10 protein-coding genes are annotated in these 18,133 nt (G+C 34.0%); 4 read left to right on the plus strand and 6 right to left on the minus strand.

Annotated features, from left to right (window positions below; genetic code table 11):
• Positions 1-304: 304 nt before the first annotated feature.
• The gene (locus tag P2W65_RS06855) at positions 305-1,081 is read right to left on the minus strand and encodes a hypothetical protein (RefSeq protein ID WP_289664463.1); all 777 of its coding nucleotides are present in this window, start codon (positions 1,079-1,081) and stop codon (positions 305-307) included.
• Between the two features lie 48 nt (positions 1,082-1,129).
• Positions 1,130-1,594, minus strand: a complete 465-nt coding sequence (locus P2W65_RS06860; protein ID WP_289664464.1) for a hypothetical protein — start codon at positions 1,592-1,594, stop codon at positions 1,130-1,132.
• A gap of 275 nt (positions 1,595-1,869) precedes the next feature.
• On the opposite strand from P2W65_RS06860, the gene dnaE reads away from it, so the two are divergent.
• Together dnaE and P2W65_RS06870 are read left to right on the plus strand one after the other, a co-directional pair.
• Positions 1,870-6,405: a DNA polymerase III subunit alpha gene (gene dnaE / locus P2W65_RS06865; protein WP_289664465.1), complete on the plus strand. Its 4,536-nt coding sequence runs from the start codon at positions 1,870-1,872 to the stop codon at positions 6,403-6,405.
• A gap of 177 nt (positions 6,406-6,582) precedes the next feature.
• Complete coding sequence (locus P2W65_RS06870; RefSeq protein ID WP_289664466.1) at positions 6,583-7,536, plus strand: outer membrane beta-barrel protein; 954 nt, start codon at positions 6,583-6,585, stop codon at positions 7,534-7,536.
• A 223-nt stretch (positions 7,537-7,759) separates the two neighbouring features.
• Here P2W65_RS06870 and P2W65_RS06875 read toward each other — a convergent pair whose 3' ends face one another.
• From P2W65_RS06875 to P2W65_RS06885, 3 genes are all read right to left on the minus strand, one after another.
• Positions 7,760-8,755, minus strand: coding sequence for a Gfo/Idh/MocA family protein (locus tag P2W65_RS06875; RefSeq protein WP_289664468.1), 996 nt, complete (start codon positions 8,753-8,755; stop codon positions 7,760-7,762).
• A 239-nt stretch (positions 8,756-8,994) separates the two neighbouring features.
• Positions 8,995-11,103 carry a prolyl oligopeptidase family serine peptidase gene (locus tag P2W65_RS06880; protein ID WP_289664469.1) on the minus strand — a complete coding sequence of 703 codons (2,109 nt, stop codon included), beginning with the start codon at positions 11,101-11,103 and terminating at the stop codon, positions 8,995-8,997.
• Positions 11,104-11,263: 160 nt separating this feature from the next.
• On the minus strand, positions 11,264-13,471 hold the full coding sequence (locus P2W65_RS06885) for a TonB-dependent receptor (protein WP_289664470.1): 2,208 nt from the start codon (positions 13,469-13,471) through the stop codon (positions 11,264-11,266).
• Between the two features lie 735 nt (positions 13,472-14,206).
• Here P2W65_RS06885 and P2W65_RS06890 point away from each other — a divergent pair.
• Positions 14,207-14,911 (plus strand): porin family protein, encoded by a 705-nt coding sequence (locus tag P2W65_RS06890; protein WP_289664471.1) that lies wholly within the window; start codon positions 14,207-14,209, stop codon positions 14,909-14,911.
• Here P2W65_RS06890 and P2W65_RS06895 read toward each other — a convergent pair.
• Positions 14,906-15,511 (minus strand): hypothetical protein, encoded by a 606-nt coding sequence (locus P2W65_RS06895; RefSeq protein ID WP_289664472.1) that lies wholly within the window; start codon positions 15,509-15,511, stop codon positions 14,906-14,908. The two genes, P2W65_RS06890 and P2W65_RS06895, sit on opposite strands and share 6 nt — an antisense overlap.
• A 132-nt stretch (positions 15,512-15,643) precedes the next feature.
• Between P2W65_RS06895 and P2W65_RS06900 the strand changes: the two genes are divergently transcribed.
• Positions 15,644-18,115, plus strand: a complete 2,472-nt coding sequence (locus P2W65_RS06900; protein WP_289664474.1) for a bifunctional UDP-N-acetylmuramoyl-tripeptide:D-alanyl-D-alanine ligase/alanine racemase — start codon at positions 15,644-15,646, stop codon at positions 18,113-18,115.
• The last annotated feature ends 18 nt before the right edge of the window (positions 18,116-18,133 follow it).

Raw genomic sequence — 18,133 nt, forward strand, 5'->3', positions numbered from 1 at the left:
TTGTTTTTTGTTTTAATAGTTTGCAAATTTATCTCATAATTACTATAAAATATAAGAATTTGATTGAAAAAATCTAACAAAATGAGTAAAAATAGTAATAATTGTTATTTTTGATTTCTTTGCAGAAAAGATGCTTTTCGGGTTTTTTAAAGCTTTTAAAGGAGTTTTTTCGACACTATTTAGATTCAATAAAAGGTCAAAATACTACGACATCCAAGAGGTGTATTTTTGTGAAATTTTATGAATTTTAAGAGAAAAAAGGACTAATAAATAAGAATGCCTTTTTTTAAAATTTAATTGTTTTTTAAAGATAAATAAAATGCATTCCGTAATCCATTCGATATGACTTAATTTTTATTTTATTTCCGTGATATTCAACTTGATGGATTCGTGCATTTTGTTTGTCAAAATAACAATTTCTATAGATGCTTTCAGATTGTTCGCTTAATTTCATTAAGTCATAGTTTCTACGTAATCTCATCTGGGCAGATTGGGTGCTTTCATCTGGAATATCTGAGTTCATACGAAGAGTTTTTAATATTTCAATGCTATCTTTTGCTTGAATAATTTGGCAATCTAGCAAGGAATAAAAAGATTCATGAATAAGATTTAATCTTTTCAGCGACTTACTACGGTCATTATTATTAATTAATTTGTCAATGGCAAGATTAAATTCTTTTGAAAAAGTAGTATTGATTTTAGGAACCTTTGGTATTAAGGTGTCAAAAGGAAACTCCCAATAATCTCGATATTTGCTATTGAAAAGCGGAATAGTGTAAATCTCATTTTTACCATTAATTAAAACGAGAATTTGATTTCTGTTTTTATAATACTGAGGTTGCGAATAAAGTCGAATCTCAGTATTGAATTCTCCTTCTCTTACACTTCTGGTAAATGAGAATTCACGGGTTTTGGCTGTATTCTTATCAGCGGTAAGCTGTGGATATTTTTTAATCAAATTTTGAATAGAAGTATTGATTTTAGGCTCGATACTTTGATTACAGCTCACGGTAATTAATAAAACTAAAAAAGATAAAAAAGTATATTGTAGTCTACAGTTTATTACAGATTTATTTACCATAATTTGAATTTATTTTCTTGAAAGAATGAAACTATTGAATCTTCAATTTTATTTGTAAGATTTGTATTTTTCAGGATTGTAAAGTCTTTTCTCTTCATAATCATTCGGATATTTTTTAAGATCATTTTCCTTTTCTTTAATCAAAAAAATGTAATTCAAATACGGTTTTTCTTTTGTAGGATAGGAAAGTATGATCACTTTCTCGTTAAAGCTTACAATATCATAAGAGAAATCTCTCCATGTCAAAATACTGTCTTCAGATACGGACCATTTTTCAGGATCTCCAGCCATATATCGATCTTCTGGCTTATCGGTAAATTTCCCATTTTCATCCCTGTTATAACGATAAGATAACTGATCGTCTTTAAACTTGAAATAGGTAAAATAGGAGTCACAATTTGTATAATAACACCAACATTCATCCGACTTTGTTTCTAACGCTTTTTCGATAGGATTTTTTTGGGAACAGCCAGTTAAAATCAGTATCAGAAAAAATAAAAAGTAAGTTTTCATAGGCTTTTGATTCAATTTGAGAGACTGTGTTTTTATTAAGTCTTTTTAATGTTGGTTTTTTAGTCCAAATTAGATTGTTAAAACATTTAAATCTAATACTATTTTGTCAAAATTGTTTGTTTTTGTTAACAACTTTCACTTCGTTATTTCTTTAAAAAAAGCGTAAATTTGAACTTCCTCCAAAATTCATAGAGCAATTTTTTACACTCCATATAATCAAGTGTTTATATTGGAAAAGCTTTGGATTTGGAGTTTAATTTTTGTATTTTCACTCTATGTATTTAATATTCGATACCGAAACAACCGGATTACCAAAACGCTGGGATGCCCCAATAACCGATTCTGATAACTGGCCTCGCTGTATTCAGATTGCGTGGCAGCTTCATGACGAAATGGGACAGCTTATCGAACATCAGGACTATTTGGTAAAACCAGAAGGATTTAATATTCCGTATGATGCCGAACGTATTCACGGAATTTCAACTGAATTGGCTGAAGCCGATGGAATTTCGCTGGCCGAAGTTTTAGAGAAATTCAATATCGCTTTAAGCAAAACCAAATTTATCGTTGGTCAGAATTTGGGTTTCGACGTTAATATTATGGGAGCCGAATTCCATAGATTGGGAGTGGAGTCTCAAATGAGTTCAATGCCTGTTTTGGATACCTGTACCGAAGTTACGGCTTCATTATTACAGCTTCCTGGAGGACGTGGAGGAAAATTCAAACTTCCAACACTTACGGAATTACACAGCTATCTTTTCGATCAGCCATTCGCAGAAGCGCACAATGCAACTGCCGACGTTGAGGCAACTACGCGTTGTTTCTTGGAACTGGTTAGAAGAGAAGTTTTTACCAAAGAAGAATTAGACGTTCCGAAGGAATATTTCAAAGAATTTCAGGAGAGAAATTTTGAACCATTTAAGTTAATTGGTTTAAAACATATCAACTTAAAAGCAGCTTCTGATAAAATCAGAGAGCAGCTTAAAGCGTTAGCTGGAGAAGGCCAGCAAACCGTTGTTTCAGAAGAAGATAAAGCCGATTTTAAAGCAGCAAAATTTGCACATTTGCACAATCATACACAGTTTTCGGTTCTTCAATCGACTATCGGAATTGGAAACATTGTAGGAGCTACAGCAAAAAACGGAATGCCTGCTGTTGCCATGACCGATACCGGAAACATGATGGGAGCTTTCCATTTTGTGAGTGCCGTTATGAACCATAACAAAGCAGCATCTGGAAAAAACAAAGCTCTGGTTGAAGCTGGTGAAGAACCAACAGAAACCGAAGTAAAACCAATTGTAGGATGTGAATTTAATATCTGCGAAAATCACTTAGATAAATCCAAAAAAGACAACGGTTATCAGGTTGTTTTAATGGCTAAAAATAAAGCTGGTTACCATAACTTGGCTAAAATGGCTTCGATTGCTTATACTGATGGATTTTATTATGTTCCAAGAATTGACCGCAAGATTGTCGAGCAATACAAAGGCGATATCATGGTTTTGTCTGGGAATTTATATGGAGAAATTCCGAGTAAAATCTTGAACATTGGTGAAAACCAAGCCGAAGAAGCTTTGATTTGGTGGAAGGAGCAATTTGGCGAAGATTTCTATCTGGAAGTGATGCGCCACAATCAGGAAGATGAAAATCGTGTCAACAAAACCCTGATTGAGTTTTCTAAAAAACACGATGTAAAGTTAATCGCTACCAACAATACTTATTATTTAAATAAAGAAGATGCCAATGCACACGACATTTTACTTTGTGTAAAAGATGGTGAAAAGCAGGCAACACCAATTGGACGTGGACGTGGTTACCGCTACGGACTTCCAAATCAGGAATACTATTTCAAGTCGCAAGACGAGATGAAAAAACTCTTTGCCGATTTGCCAGAAGCTATTATCAATATTCAGGAAATTATTGATAAGGTGGAAGGATATTCATTGTATCGAGACGTATTACTTCCGAAATTTGAAATTCCGGACGAATTTATGGTACCCGAAGATGAAGAAGACGGTGGTGTACGTGGAGAAAATAAATACTTGCGACACCTTACTATGGAAGGTGCCAAAAGAAGATATGGCGAAATTACCGAATCGATTCAGGAACGTTTGGATTTTGAGTTAATGACGATTTCGAATTCAGGATATCCAGGTTATTTCTTGATTGTACAGGATTTCATCGCTGAGGCAAGAAAAATGGACGTATCGGTTGGTCCAGGACGTGGATCTGCAGCGGGTTCTGCCGTTGCATACTGTCTCGGAATTACAAATATTGACCCAATTAAATACGACTTGCTTTTTGAGCGTTTCCTAAATCCGGATCGTGTATCGATGCCCGATATTGATATAGACTTTGATGACGAGGGTCGTGGACGTGTAATGGAATACGTAATCAATAAATACGGTCAAAAACAGGTGGCGCAGATTATCACTTATGGTAAAATGGCAACCAAATCAGCGATTCGTGATACGGCTCGTGTATTGGATTTACCATTATTTGAAGCCGATAGAATTGCGAAATTGATTCCGGGAATGATGCCTTCCAAATGGAATTTGGCACGTTTTATTTCTGAAAGTGAAGATGAAGTGAAAAAAGCACTTCGTTCTGACGAATTTGATAATGTAAAAGAGTTAATCGCGATTGCCAATGAAGATGATTTGGCGGGAGAAACCATTCAGCAGGCAAAAATTCTTGAGGGATCAATGCGTAACACGGGGATTCACGCCTGTGGGGTAATCATTACACCATCGGATATTACAAATTATGTTCCGGTTACCACAGCAAAAGATTCTGATTTATATGTAACACAGTTCGATAACTCGGTTGCTGAAAGTGCCGGATTGCTGAAAATGGATTTCTTGGGTCTGAAGACCCTTACGCTGATAAAAGATACCGTAAAACTGGTAAAATATAGAACTGGAATTGAACTTGATCCAGATACTTTTCCAATTGACGATGTTGAAACATATGCACTTTTCCAAAGAGGCGAAACGGTTGGAATCTTCCAATACGAGTCACCCGGGATGCAGAAATACATGAAAGATCTGAAACCTACAGTTTTTGGGGATTTAATTGCGATGAACGCCTTGTATCGCCCAGGTCCTTTAGAGTATATTCCTTCTTTCGTTCGAAGAAAAAATGGCGATGAGGAAATCAAATACGATTTAGATGCCTGTGCGGAATATTTATCAGAAACTTACGGAATTACGGTTTACCAAGAGCAGGTAATGCTTTTGTCTCAGTCTTTGGCAGGATTTACAAAGGGTGAGGCCGACGTCTTGCGTAAAGCGATGGGTAAGAAACAAAAAGACGTACTAGATAAAATGAAGCCAAAGTTTGTGGAACAAGCCGCTGCAAAAGGTCACGACGCTAAGATTTTGGAGAAAATCTGGAAAGACTGGGAAGCCTTTGCGAGTTATGCCTTCAACAAATCGCACTCGACTTGTTATGCTTGGATTGCCTATCAAACGGCTTATTTGAAAGCGCATTATCCTGCTGAATATATGGCCGCGGTACTTTCAAATAATATGAACGATATCAAACAAGTTTCGTTCTTCATGGAAGAATGTAAACGTATGGGATTACAGGTTTTGGGTCCAGACGTAAATGAGTCGTACTATAAATTTACCGTAAACGATGAATATGCTGTCCGTTTTGGAATGGGAGCAATTAAAGGAGTGGGTTCTGGAGCTGTTGAAACCATTGTAGAAAATAGAAAAGACGGAAGATATAAATCAATTTTTGATTTAGCGAAGCGAATTGATTTGCGTGCAGCCAACAAAAAAGCGATTGAGAATTTAGCATTGGCAGGAGGTTTCGATTCATTTGAAGGAACAACCAGAGCGCAATATTTCCACGATGATGGAGATGGAATTACATTCTATGAAAAAGCGATGCGTTACGGATCGAAGTTTCAGGAAAATGAAAATTCATCGCAGGTAAGTTTGTTTGGAGAAGCCAGCGAAGTACAAATCGCAGAACCAGTTGTGCCGCCATGCGAAGACTGGAGTACAATGGAAAAGTTGGCGAAAGAAAAAGAAGTTGTCGGAATCTATATTTCAGGGCATCCGCTTGATGATTTTAGATTTGAAATGAAATATTTCTGTAATTCTCGTTTAGAATCGCTGAAAAGTATGAACGAATATGTTGGGAAAAACTTAATGTTTGCTGGAATTATTAATAACGTACAGCATCGTGTAGCCAAAAATGGAAAAGGCTGGGCGGCTTTCAACTTAGAAGGATATGATGAAAGTTACGAGTTTAAGATTTTTGGTGAAGAATATTTAAAATTTCGTCATTTCTTAATTCAGAACAATTTTGCTTTCTTGAAAATTATGATAAAAGACGGATGGGTCAATCACGATACAGGTAAAAAATCGGATCCTAGAATGCAGTTTGTGGAGATTCGTCAGCTGCAGGATATTTTAGAAGCTTTCGCTAAAAAATTAATCTTATTGTTGAATATTAAAGACCTTCATCCCGAGTTTATACATAAGTTGAGTCATTTATTTAATGAAAATAAAGGAGATAATTCTGTGACTTTTGAAATCATGGAATTAGAAAAGATCAAGAAACTGGTCGAAGTAGAAACTCCAGCTGATTTTGAAGCAGAAAACGCTGATTTCGAAGCAGAAAATGACAACGAAGATAGTGCTATGGAAGATACTAAAATTCAAGAGGTAAATGAAGTTGAAGAAATAAAAGTAGTAACCAAATTAACGATGCCAAGTCGCCGTTTGAAGGTCAAAATTTCAGCTGAATTATTGCAGGAATTGGAAAAAATGCAGATTAATTTTAAATTGAACTAAAAAATTAACAGTTAAATTTTAAACACATGTTAATTTTTTATGTTAAAAATATGCATGCATAATAGTTTTTTAGTAATATTGCCCGAAATTATAACGATTTCGTTCCAAGTCTAACTTTACAAATTGTAAGAATGTGTTTAATGTTCTAAGTTTGTATAAATCAATTAACTCAAAATTATGAAAAAGAACCTATTTTTATTAGGATTATTAGTTTGCTCAATGACTATGATGGCGCAAACAGAAAAAGCAGACAAACCAGAGAGCTGGTACTTTAAATTGGGTGGATCTTATTTCATTCAAACAGCAGCAACAGAATTTCCAATTGTAAATGGTCAATTACCTAATACAGATGTTTACGGTTCTAATGGAACTACATTAATTTCTAGAAGAACAAATCACGGTTCATTTGGAGAAGGTTTCCGTTCAGGATTAACTGCAGGTTACCGTTTTACAACTCGATTAGGAGTTGAGATGGGAATTAACTATTATTCTAGTGCTGATAAATTAATGGTTGAAACTACAAATCGTTTAGTTGCTACTACTCCAGCAAATATTTTCGTAACTGGTGATGCTGTAGGGAAAATAAGAGCTTGGGATTTATCTCCTTCATTAGTATTATTTTTAGGAGAGGCTAAAGGGTTTGAGCCGTATACAAAAGTAGGAGTTATTGTTCCTATTCATGGTGATTTAACTATTGAGACAAATCGCGAGTATTATGCCGCAACACCAAATGGGCCATCAACAGTAGCAAAAACATATTCAGAAGATGTTGTAAAACCTAATCCAACAATTGGTTTTATGGCGGCAGTAGGAACTTCTTATAAAATAGGTAAAAAAATAGCTTTATTTGCTGAGATTGAATACAGAAATTTTACTGTTCATGGTAAAACTAAAGAAACAACTGTATTTACTGAAAATGGAGTTGACAAATTACATACACCTACTACTTTTAGACAAGATGCTTCTTATTCTGCAATCCACACTAATTATGTAAGTCAATTGACTACAAGTTCTAATAGCAAAGTAACTAATGCTGCAGGCTTTGATGATACAAGAGCTACAGATGATATTAGTTCGTTTGTTGGAATTTCAGGTATTGGTTTAACATTTGGTTTAAAATACAGTCTGTAATTTTATTCCATATTATAGTTTACAAAAAGAGGATATTCGAAAGAATATCCTCTTTTTTGTTTGAATTCTGAATTTTCGCATAGCTTGTCATTCCGAGGAACGAGGAATCTCCGCAAGTAGCTCGACAAAGATTGACGATTTTCTATCTGTAGTTTCTTGCGGGGATTCCTCGTTCCTCGGAATGACAAGATTATGTATATTACATTAGCAGGAGTAGATAATTTTAAGATTTAGCCTCTCTAAACTCTTTCAAAACCTGATCAATTACCCAAGTAGTTCTTGAACCCGAAATACCTTTTGATGGAGAAGCTCCTTCTTTTCCTAAAAGCTCAGAAATAACAGTTTCTATAAATGGCTGCTGGATATGTAATGGATTTTCAATTGTAATACTTTCTTTTTCTCCATTTGCATATTGAATATGAATTGGATCATTTCCAAATGTGGAGAAGGATATTTTTCCTTTGTCGCCTACAATTTCAGTGTTATCATAACGTTCAAAACTGGCAAAATTCCAAAGACCAGATCCATGAATTCCATTTTCAAATAAAAAAGACATGGAAACAGCATCTTCAGCAGGATAGGCTTTTAACTGAGAAGTAGCATGTCCTCGAACAGATTTTATCGGACCTAAAACAAAATCTAGAAAGTCTAAAGTATGACAAGCTAAATCAACAAAAATTCCACCTCCTGAAATATGTGGAAGGACTGTCCATGGAAGATTAATTTCATCATCATAACGTGCTTCGAACGGATGGTACAAAACACAGTTTACATGTCTGATTGTTCCAAGTTTGCCTTTGTCGATCAACTCTTTTATTTTTAGAAAACGAGGTAAGGCTCTTCTATAATAAGCAACAAATAAAGGTACGTTATGCTCTTTGCAAACATTGATCATTTCGTTGCATTCCTCAAAAGTTAATGCCATTGGTTTTTCAACATAAACAGGTTTTCCTGCTTTGGCACACAAGATAGTATATTCTTTATGAGAAGATGGAGGAGTGGCAATATAAACTGCATCAACTTCTGGATCATTTATTAAATCAATTGCATTCGAATACCATTTTGGAACATTATGGCGTTTGGCGTAATCTTCAGCAAGTGTAGCATCTCGGCGCATAACCGCAACTAAAGCAGAATTTGGTGCCTTTTGAAATGCTGGCCCACTTTTTACTTCGGTTACATTACCGCAGCCAATAATTCCCCATTTTATAATTTTCATGGTTTAAGTTTTAAGTTTCTCAAATTTAGTGTAAATGGTTTATTTAAAAAAGTTAGCCACGAATTCACGAATTTATTTCAAGCAGATTAAAAATGATTTAAGCAGATGCACACAGATTTTTATTAATTAAAGCAGCTTAGATCTGCAAAAATTTGCGAAATCTGCGTGAAACAAAAAAAAGCCACGATATTCAGAAATAAATTCGTGAATTCGTGGCTAAAAAAAATTGGTTTAAAGGTTTACTTTTTAGGCAAAGTTTTGAAACCCATATTGTAAAGCGTAAAAGCTTGAATGTCTACATTTTCTTGAATGCTTGCTGCAACAGATTTTCCTGCACCATGACCTGCTTTAACATCAATTCTAATTAAAACCGGATTGTCTCCTGCTTGTTTTTCCTGTAATTCAGAAGCAAATTTGAAACTATGAGCTGGAACCACACGATCATCGTGATCTCCAGTTGTTACCATTGTTGCAGGGTAATGTGTTCCTTTTTTAACGTTATGAACAGGAGAATATTCTTTTAAATACTCAAACATTTCTTTGTTATCCTGAGCAGTCCCATAATCAAATGCCCATCCAGCACCTGCAGTAAATGCATTGTAACGAAGCATATCCATAACTCCAACAGCTGGTAAAGCTACTTTCATTAAGTCAGGACGTTGTGTCATTGTTGCACCAACTAGTAATCCTCCATTAGATCCTCCACGAATAGCTAAATAATCTGAAGAAGTATATTTTTGAGCAATTAGATATTCCGCAGCAGCGATAAAATCATCAAATACATTTTGTTTTTGAAGCTTTGTTCCCGCATTATGCCATTTTTTTCCGTATTCACCGCCTCCTCTTAAGTTAGCAACGGCATAAACGCCACCATTTTCCATCCAAACCGCATTTCCAATACTGAAACTTGGCGTTAAACTAACATTGAATCCGCCATAACCGTACAAAATGGTTGGATTTTTACCATCTAATTTTGTTCCTTTTTTATAAGTAATAATCATTGGGATTTTAGTGCCGTCTTTAGAAGTGTAGAATACTTGTTTAGATTCGTAATCTTCGCTTTTAAAATCTACTTTTGGCTTTTGATAAACTTCAGATTTACCAGATTTTGGTTCAAAAGAATAAATACTTCCAGGAGTTGTGTAATTAGTAAAGCTGTAGTACAAAATCTTTTCTTCTTTTTTACCGCCAAAACCGCCAGCAGAACCAACAGCAGGAAGTTTGATTTCGCGTACTAATTTTCCATTGTAATCATATTGCTGTACAAACGATACTGCGTCTTTTGTATAATTGGCAAAAAAGTATCCAGCACCTGTTGATGGACTTAAAACGTTCTCGGTTTCTTTGATAAAATCTTTCCAGTTTTCTACTTTCGGATTACTAGCATCTACAGTAACAACGCGAACATTTGGAGCATTAAGATCAGTTTCGATGAACAGTTTACTGCCTTCATTTTCAATAATTGAATTAGAGCTATTGAAGTTATCTACAATAGTAACAATTGGACTATTTGGTTTAGTCAAGTCCTTGATGTATAATTCATTTCCGTAAGTTGAATTAGCGGCAGTAATAATCAAATAACGATCATCTTCTGTAACATAGCCACCAATGTATCTTCTTTTTTGATCTGCTCCAAAAATTACCTTATCGTCTTTTTGAGAAGTTCCCAGCTTGTGAAAATACAATTTATGCTGATCCGTTTTTGCAGATAATTCGCTTCCTTTTGGTTTTTCATAACTTGAATAATAAAAACCTTCATTTTTGTACCAAGAAACACCGCTGAATTTTATATCTACCAAGGTGTCTTCTAAAACTTTTTTAGATAAAGCATCAATGATGATTACTTTTCTCCAATCACTTCCGCCTTCGGAAATTGAGTAAGCTGCTTTATTTCCGTCTTTAGAAAAATTTAAACCTCCAAGAGAAGTTGTACCATCTTTAGAAAAAGTATTGGGATCTAGGAAAACTTCATCCTTTCCATCTTTTCCTTTTCTATATACTACAGATTGATTCTGAAGTCCGTTGTTTTTAGAATAATAAGTAAATTTTCCTTCTGTAAATGGAGCGCCAATTTTTTCGTAATTCCAAAGTTTTTCCATTCGTTTTTTAAGTTCTTCACGAAATGGAATTTTATCCAAGTATGCATAAGTTACTTCATTTTCAGCTTTTACCCAAGCTCCAGTTTCGGCAGATTTATCATCTTCTAACCAGCGGTAAGGATCGCTTACTTTGGTGTCGAAATATACATCAACCGTTTCTCCTTTTTTTGTATCAGGATATTTGATTTTATTTTGAGCAAATGAAATTCCTGCAGTTGTTAGTGCCATTAATAAAAAAGTTTTTTTCATAGTTTGTTTTTATCTGTTGTAACAAAAATAGTACTTTTTGTGAGAATTAATAAATGTTTAACCGCAAAGTACGCAAGGAAAAAAGCGCAAAGAGCGCAAAGTTTTTTATTTGCTTTGCGCTCTTTGCGCTTATCTTAGCGTCTTTGCGGTTAAATAAATTTTATAAGTTGAAATTAACTCCCAAAACGATGTTTCTTCCAATATTTGGAATACCGTCTGTTTTTAATCTTGAAAGGTGTGCAATATATTTTTTATCAAATAAATTGTTTCCGTTTAAGTTAATGTCAAAAGCAGTTTTTCCTAGTTTTACCGTTCCTCCAAAACCTAAATTGACCAAAGTATATCCTTTTGAAGCTGTTTCAAAACCACTCACATTATCCTGACTGAAAGTAGAAGAAACATTCAAAGAAGCAAAACCTTCGCTAAGCCAATTTTTGATGTTAAACTCAGTTCTAAGGGTATTATTCCAATTGTTGGCAGGAATTAATGGAAGATAATCTTTGTTCTCTTTTTTACCGGTAACCGTTTCAAAACTTGTTTCAAAATGCAGCCAATCCAAAGGATGCGGATGAAAGTGTAATCCAACTTCACCTCCGTACAATTGAGCATTATCTTGAACATAGGCAAAAACATCATTGTCCTCTAAAACTTCTCCTGTTGGAGATGTGTAGATATAATTGTTTACATGATTATAAAATCCGTTTACGAAAAATTCGAAATGAGTGTTCTTATATTCTAAATTCAAATCAGTTTGAACATTTTGTTCTGTTTTCAGATTTGCATTTCCAATTTCGTATCTATTAGTTCCTTCGTGAACACCATTTGAAGTTAACTCAGCTAAGTTTGGTGCTCTAAATCCCGTAGCAACATTTAAACGAAGAGTCAATGGTTCAGCCAATTTTGTTTTATAACCTAAAGAAGCATTAAAACTGTCGAAAGATCTGTCAAGTGGCAGAAAATATCCTTCTTCACCTTCAGTTCCGTGTTCGATTGAAGTAATGTTTCTATTATCAAATCGTAATCCAGCTTGTAAAACGCTGTTGTTCCATTCGTAATTTGCCGTTCCAAAAACACCAAAATCGTTTGTCGTAGCATCTGGAATTAAATATTCTTCTCCCGAATTTTTATTCGTTTGATGCATTCCCTGAACCCCTACAATAGTTTCGATTTTTCCGAATTTAGGAAAATGATATTTAGCATTGTAGTTAAAAGTATTCAATTTCATATGAAGAGAAGCTTCGTTGCTGTCTTCAAATTCGCTTCTGTCATTGGCAATGTAACCTAAATCAACATCCAATTTTGAGTTTTCAAAAAAGATAACGTTGTTTAAACTCAACAAATGATTGAAAATTCCTTGTCTTGGAAACTGCGTGTCTTTGCTTGAGGATTGTTCAGCAATTCCATCTTCAGGAATTCCAATGTCCAGTTTATTATAATTGTATCTTAAAACACTAGAAAAAGTGGAGTTGCTGTATCCAATTCCAGTTTTAAAATCAGTTTCGTTATAACGTGAATTTGTCACACGATCTCCGTCAGCAATTTTGTAGTCAGAATGGGTGTTGTAACTTCCGCGAGCTAAAAATTTCCAGTTATCTGTAGAAGTTTTTAATCCGATAGAAGAATTGCTTCCTTGTGTATTGGTAAAATATTTTTGACTGAAATTAGCTTTAAAGTCGCCTGCATCAGCAAATTTTTCAGGATTAAAGTACAAAACCCCACCCAAAGCATCAGAGCCATATAATAAAGAAGCTGGCCCTTTAATCACTTCAACACTTTCGATTCCGGCATCATTTAAACCTAAACCATGTTCGTCTCCAAACTGCTGATTTTCGATGCGAACTCCTTGAGAATATACTAAAACACGATTCCCGCTAAGCCCACGAATTACAGGTTTTCCAATAGAAGTTCCGGTTGAAATTTGTGAAACTCCGGGAATTGTCGCCAAACCTTCAATTAAAGTTGAGGTTCCTTTTTGCTGTAATGTTTTGATGCTTTCGTGTTCAATTTTCATTACGTTCTGCGATTGTAATTTATTAAATGGAGTAGAAACTACCACTTCGTCCATCTCTAAAATTGATTCTTCAAGAGTAATATCTAAAGTATTTTGCTTCAGTAATTTTGAGATAGTTTTATTCTGATTGGCATATCCAACATAAGTAAAAGCAAGTCTAAGACTTCCGTTTGGAAGATTATTTAATTCGTACTTTCCGTTTGCATCTGTAGTGGTTCCTTTGTGAATTTCGGGAGCATAAACAGAAACACCAGGCAATGGATTATTTTGATTATCGGTTACAATACCAGAAACCGAATTTTGAGCAGAAAGAATGCCCGAAAACCCTAAAACAAGGGCAATTATAAATTTTTTCATTTGAAAATGATACTATAGTTAAATTGATTTTTTCTTCGAATAAAAACAAAACCAACAATAAAGCATTCTGATCCCGATTATAGAAACAGGATTAGAAAGCTCAATGTTTTTTGAATTTGAATTAAAAGAAATGTGATTTTTTCGAAAAACGAAAACTTAAGAAACTATAGTAACAGGAGGACCTCGTAAGAAATAGGAGGTAATTGAAACGGAAAAAATCTTCTCTGAAACAGAAAAGAAATAGGGAGTTTCTCTATCAAAAGAATGAAATTGAAAGGAGAAATCCTGTGGGATAACAAATGATTCAAAAGCAAAATGACAAACAAAACAAACATCATAATCATGATGCTGATGCGTTATCTCGCCATTAGGATCATTGTAATTATGATGACACTGCTTTTCTGAAAGCTGTTTTACAATATGCTCATAACTGTGTATCGACTGAAACAATATTGAGAACAATATTGTGACAGCAAACGAAAGACTTAATATGAGCTGCTTTTTCTTCATTTCCTGCAAAGGTATAAAACATAAAAAGAAAATTCATTTATTTTTTGGCTCTTCCAGTCGATTTATTGAAAAATATGCAGCAATTAATTTTATTAGCAAGTAAAATAAGAATATTTGTATTTCTTAGCACTGCTAAAAAAAGCATTATAGTATATTTGTATATGAAATAAATAAGTGCAGCAATGCGTTTATTTTAAAACCCTCTTTTAAAACCAAATTTACGATATGCGAATTATTTTTAGCTGCCTGTTTTTACTCACTTTTTTTAGCTCTTTTGCACAAGAAGAGGTTAAGCCTGAAGTAAAACCAATAGTCAAAATAGATTCTTTGTATCGAGAAGACCAATTTTATTTTTCTGTAACTTATAATATGTTTACCGATATTCCGATTGCATTTAAACAGAATAAATTCTCTTTAGGGCTTTCTGGAGGTTTTTTGAGAGATATGCCAGTTAATAAATCAAGAACAATTGCAATAGCTGCAGGTTTAGGATTGAGTTATCAAAACTATTATCAAAACTTAACCATTTCTCAAGATGGTTCAGGTAATATTATTTATGGTGTAAACGATTCTGGGCAATTTGTTTCTAATCGTTACAGACAATATTCTGTAGATCTTCCGATAGAGTTTAGATGGCGTAATTCAACTTATGAAAGTACTAAGTTCTGGCGTATTTACGGAGGTGTGAAATTGAGTTATGTGTTCTCCGATTCTTCCATTTTAGATGACGGCGAGAAAACGTATCGAATCAATAATAATGCAGCTATTAATAAATTTCAGTACGGACCATATCTTGCTGCAGGATATAATACTTGGAATGTGTATTTGTATTACGGTTTAAGTCCGTTGTTTAATTCGGCAACCACTTTGTCTGGAGAAAAAATCAATATGAAGACCTTAAATGCGGGATTGATTTTTTATATTTTATAACCATAAGTATAAAAACAATAGCTGAGGCATTATTCCAACAAACAAACCAATTAATATTTCTCTAGACGTATGTGCATTCATTTCTAAACGCGATGATGCTACAACCCCCGACAATAAAATCAGTAAAGCCGGCCAGTACGGATTATGCATTTGAAGATGAATGTTCAAACCGATTACAAAAATGGCAAAACCGCAGATGGCAACCATGTGCAGACTCGCTTTTATTTTAAAAAGGGCAAAAACCAAGGCCAGAATTGCACTGAATAAAGCTCCTAGAAAAAAGAAATGAAGCTCTGGATAACGAATAATTACAATGCTTCTTTTTACCAGTAAAATATACAAAAAACACTGTAGAATTAACGGAATAGTACGTTCTGAAGTTTGACTGAGCATGATCGTTTTTACATGGCCAGTTGATTTAAGTAACAGATAAAACAAGATGGGCACAATTACATTAATCACCAAAATCTGCAATAAAACAAAGTATTTTTCTTGTGTGCTAAAAAGGTCTCCTTTACAGAACAAATAAAACAAAGTGGCATACAACGATATAAAAATCGGGTGTAATATATAAGAGAAAAGTGGAAGTATTTTTTTCAAAACGCGAAAATTTGTGTGTAAAAACAAATATACAGAAATATAAACAACGAAGCTAAAAGGCTTTATTTTTTAAGAAAATCACAACTCTTTTCTATCTTTAATATCTTAATTTTGAAAAAAAGATATTTCTAAATGAGCCTAAATTTAAAAAGCCTGATTTCAGTTCTGAACGCCAAATGGATTGGTTTGGAAACTGATGTTTTCATTGATCATATTTCTATAGACAGCCGTTCTCTTCAAAACGGATCTCAAACCTTGTTTTTTGCTTTGGCAGGTATTAATAACGATGCTCATTTATTTATTCCCGATTTAATAGAAAAAGGAGTTCAGAATTTCGTAGTCCAATATATTCCTGAAGGTTTGGTGGATAAGGCTAATTTTCTTGTAGTTGAAAACACACTGGATGCATTGCAGGAATTTGCTGCCTATTACAGAAACCTTTTTCATTTTCCAGTTATTGGATTGACGGGAAGTAACGGAAAAACCATTGTAAAAGAATGGCTTAATTTTTTATTGAGTCCTGACTATAATATTATAAGAAGTCCTAAAAGTTACAATTCACAGGTTGGCGTGCCACTTTCGGTAATTGCCATTAACGAAAAACACAATTTAGGGATTTTTGAAGCTGGAATTTCGACAGTAAACGAAATGGCAAAACTGGAAAAAATCATTAAGCCTAATATTGGTGTTTTAACAAATATTGGTTCTGCGCACGATGAAGGCTTTTTAAATTTAGTGCAGAAAATTGACGAAAAACTGCTTTTGTTTAAAGATTGTCCGATCATTATTTATCAAAAAACCGAAATTGTCGATTCATGTTTGACGCAGTTTGTAGCAGAATATATGATGCATCCTCGAAAGCTTTTTTCTTGGAGTTTTACCGATAAAACGGCAGACGTTTTTATTCTGAAAAAAGAAAGTAAAAATGATCACACGTTTATTCAATATCAATATCAGAATGAAGTTTTTGATTTAGAAATTCCGTTTAGCGATTCGGCTTCTATAGAAAATGCTATTTCGTGCTTGTTGGTTTTATTGCATTTTAATTATGATCAAGCCACCATTCAAAGCCGAATTGAGATGCTTTATCCAGTTAGAATGCGTTTAGAAGTGAAAAACGGAATTAACAATTGCAGTATAATCGATGATAGCTACAGTTCTGATTTTCAATCTCTCAAAATTGCTTTGGATTTCTTGGAGAGTCAAACAAAAAAAGGTGCTTCAAAAACGGTTATTTTATCAGACATTTTCCAAAGCGGATTTTCAAATGAAGAATTATATTCAAAAGTAGCGCAGTTAATTGCCGATAATAAAATTAATCGTGTAATTGGTATCGGAGCAACCATTTCTTCATTTGCAGCTAAATTTCCGAACAGTACGATGTTTCAAAACACAGCTGATTTTATTGAATCAGTTGAAAGTTTGAATTTTCAAAATGAAACCATCCTAATAAAAGGAGCAAGGTCATTCGAGTTTGAAGAAATTGTTTCGCTTCTGGAAGAGAAAACGCACGAAACAGTTCTGGAAATTAATCTGGACGCCATTAGTCACAACTTTAATTACTTTAAATCAAAACTGGCTCCCAATGTCAAAATGATGGTAATGGTAAAAGCTTTTGGTTATGGAAATGGAGGATTAGAAATTGCAAAATTATTAGAACATCATAAAGTAGATTATTTAGGTGTGGCTTTCGCCGATGAAGGAATATCATTGAAAAATGGCGGAATAAAATTACCTATTATGGTTTTAAATCCAGAATCTACCAGTTTCCCTTCGATAATTCAATATCAATTAGAACCTGAAATTTACAGTATAAAAGGACTAAATGCGTTTTTAAAAATAGCACGAGAAAAGAAACTGATAGATTTTCCAATTCATATCAAAATTGATACGGGAATGCATCGTTTAGGTTTTGAAGAAAATACGATCGAAGAATTAATTGAAACTTTAAAAGGAAATTCAACTGTTCGTGTTCAAAGTATTTTGTCACATTTGGCGACAAGCGACGATCCAAAACATTATGATTTTGTCCATAAACAGATTGCATTATTCGAGAAATTGTCTTCTAGATTAATAAATGAATTAAACATAAATCCAATTCGACATATTTTAAACACTTCTGGAATAAGCAATTTCCCGAATTCACAATACAATATGGTGCGTTTAGGAATTGGTCTGTACGGCGTTTCCAACGATCCAGCAGAACAAAAATATTTAGAAAACGTTGGAACTTTAAAATCGATTATTTCTCAGGTTCGCGTTATTCCTTCGGGAGACAGTGTAGGTTACGGACGCCGTTTTATGGCGCAAAAAGAAACCAAAATTGCTACGATTCCCATTGGTTACGCAGATGGAATTTCAAGATTATGGGGAAATGAAGTCGGATTTGTAACCATAAAGAATCAAAAAGCGCCAATTGTAGGCAGTGTCTGTATGGATATGTTAATGGTAAACGTTTCAGAAATTGACTGCAAAGAAGGTGATCCAGTAATTATTTTCGGCGAAAGCCCAACGGTTATTGAGATGGCAGTGGCTTTAAAAACAATTCCATACGAGATTATGACCAGTATTTCGCAAAGAGTAAAACGGGTATTTTTTAGATAATTTTAAGAAATTTCAAGA

Origin of the sequence: Flavobacterium panacagri (genome assembly GCF_030378165.1) — a bacterium.
GTDB lineage: Bacteria > Bacteroidota > Bacteroidia > Flavobacteriales > Flavobacteriaceae > Flavobacterium > Flavobacterium panacagri.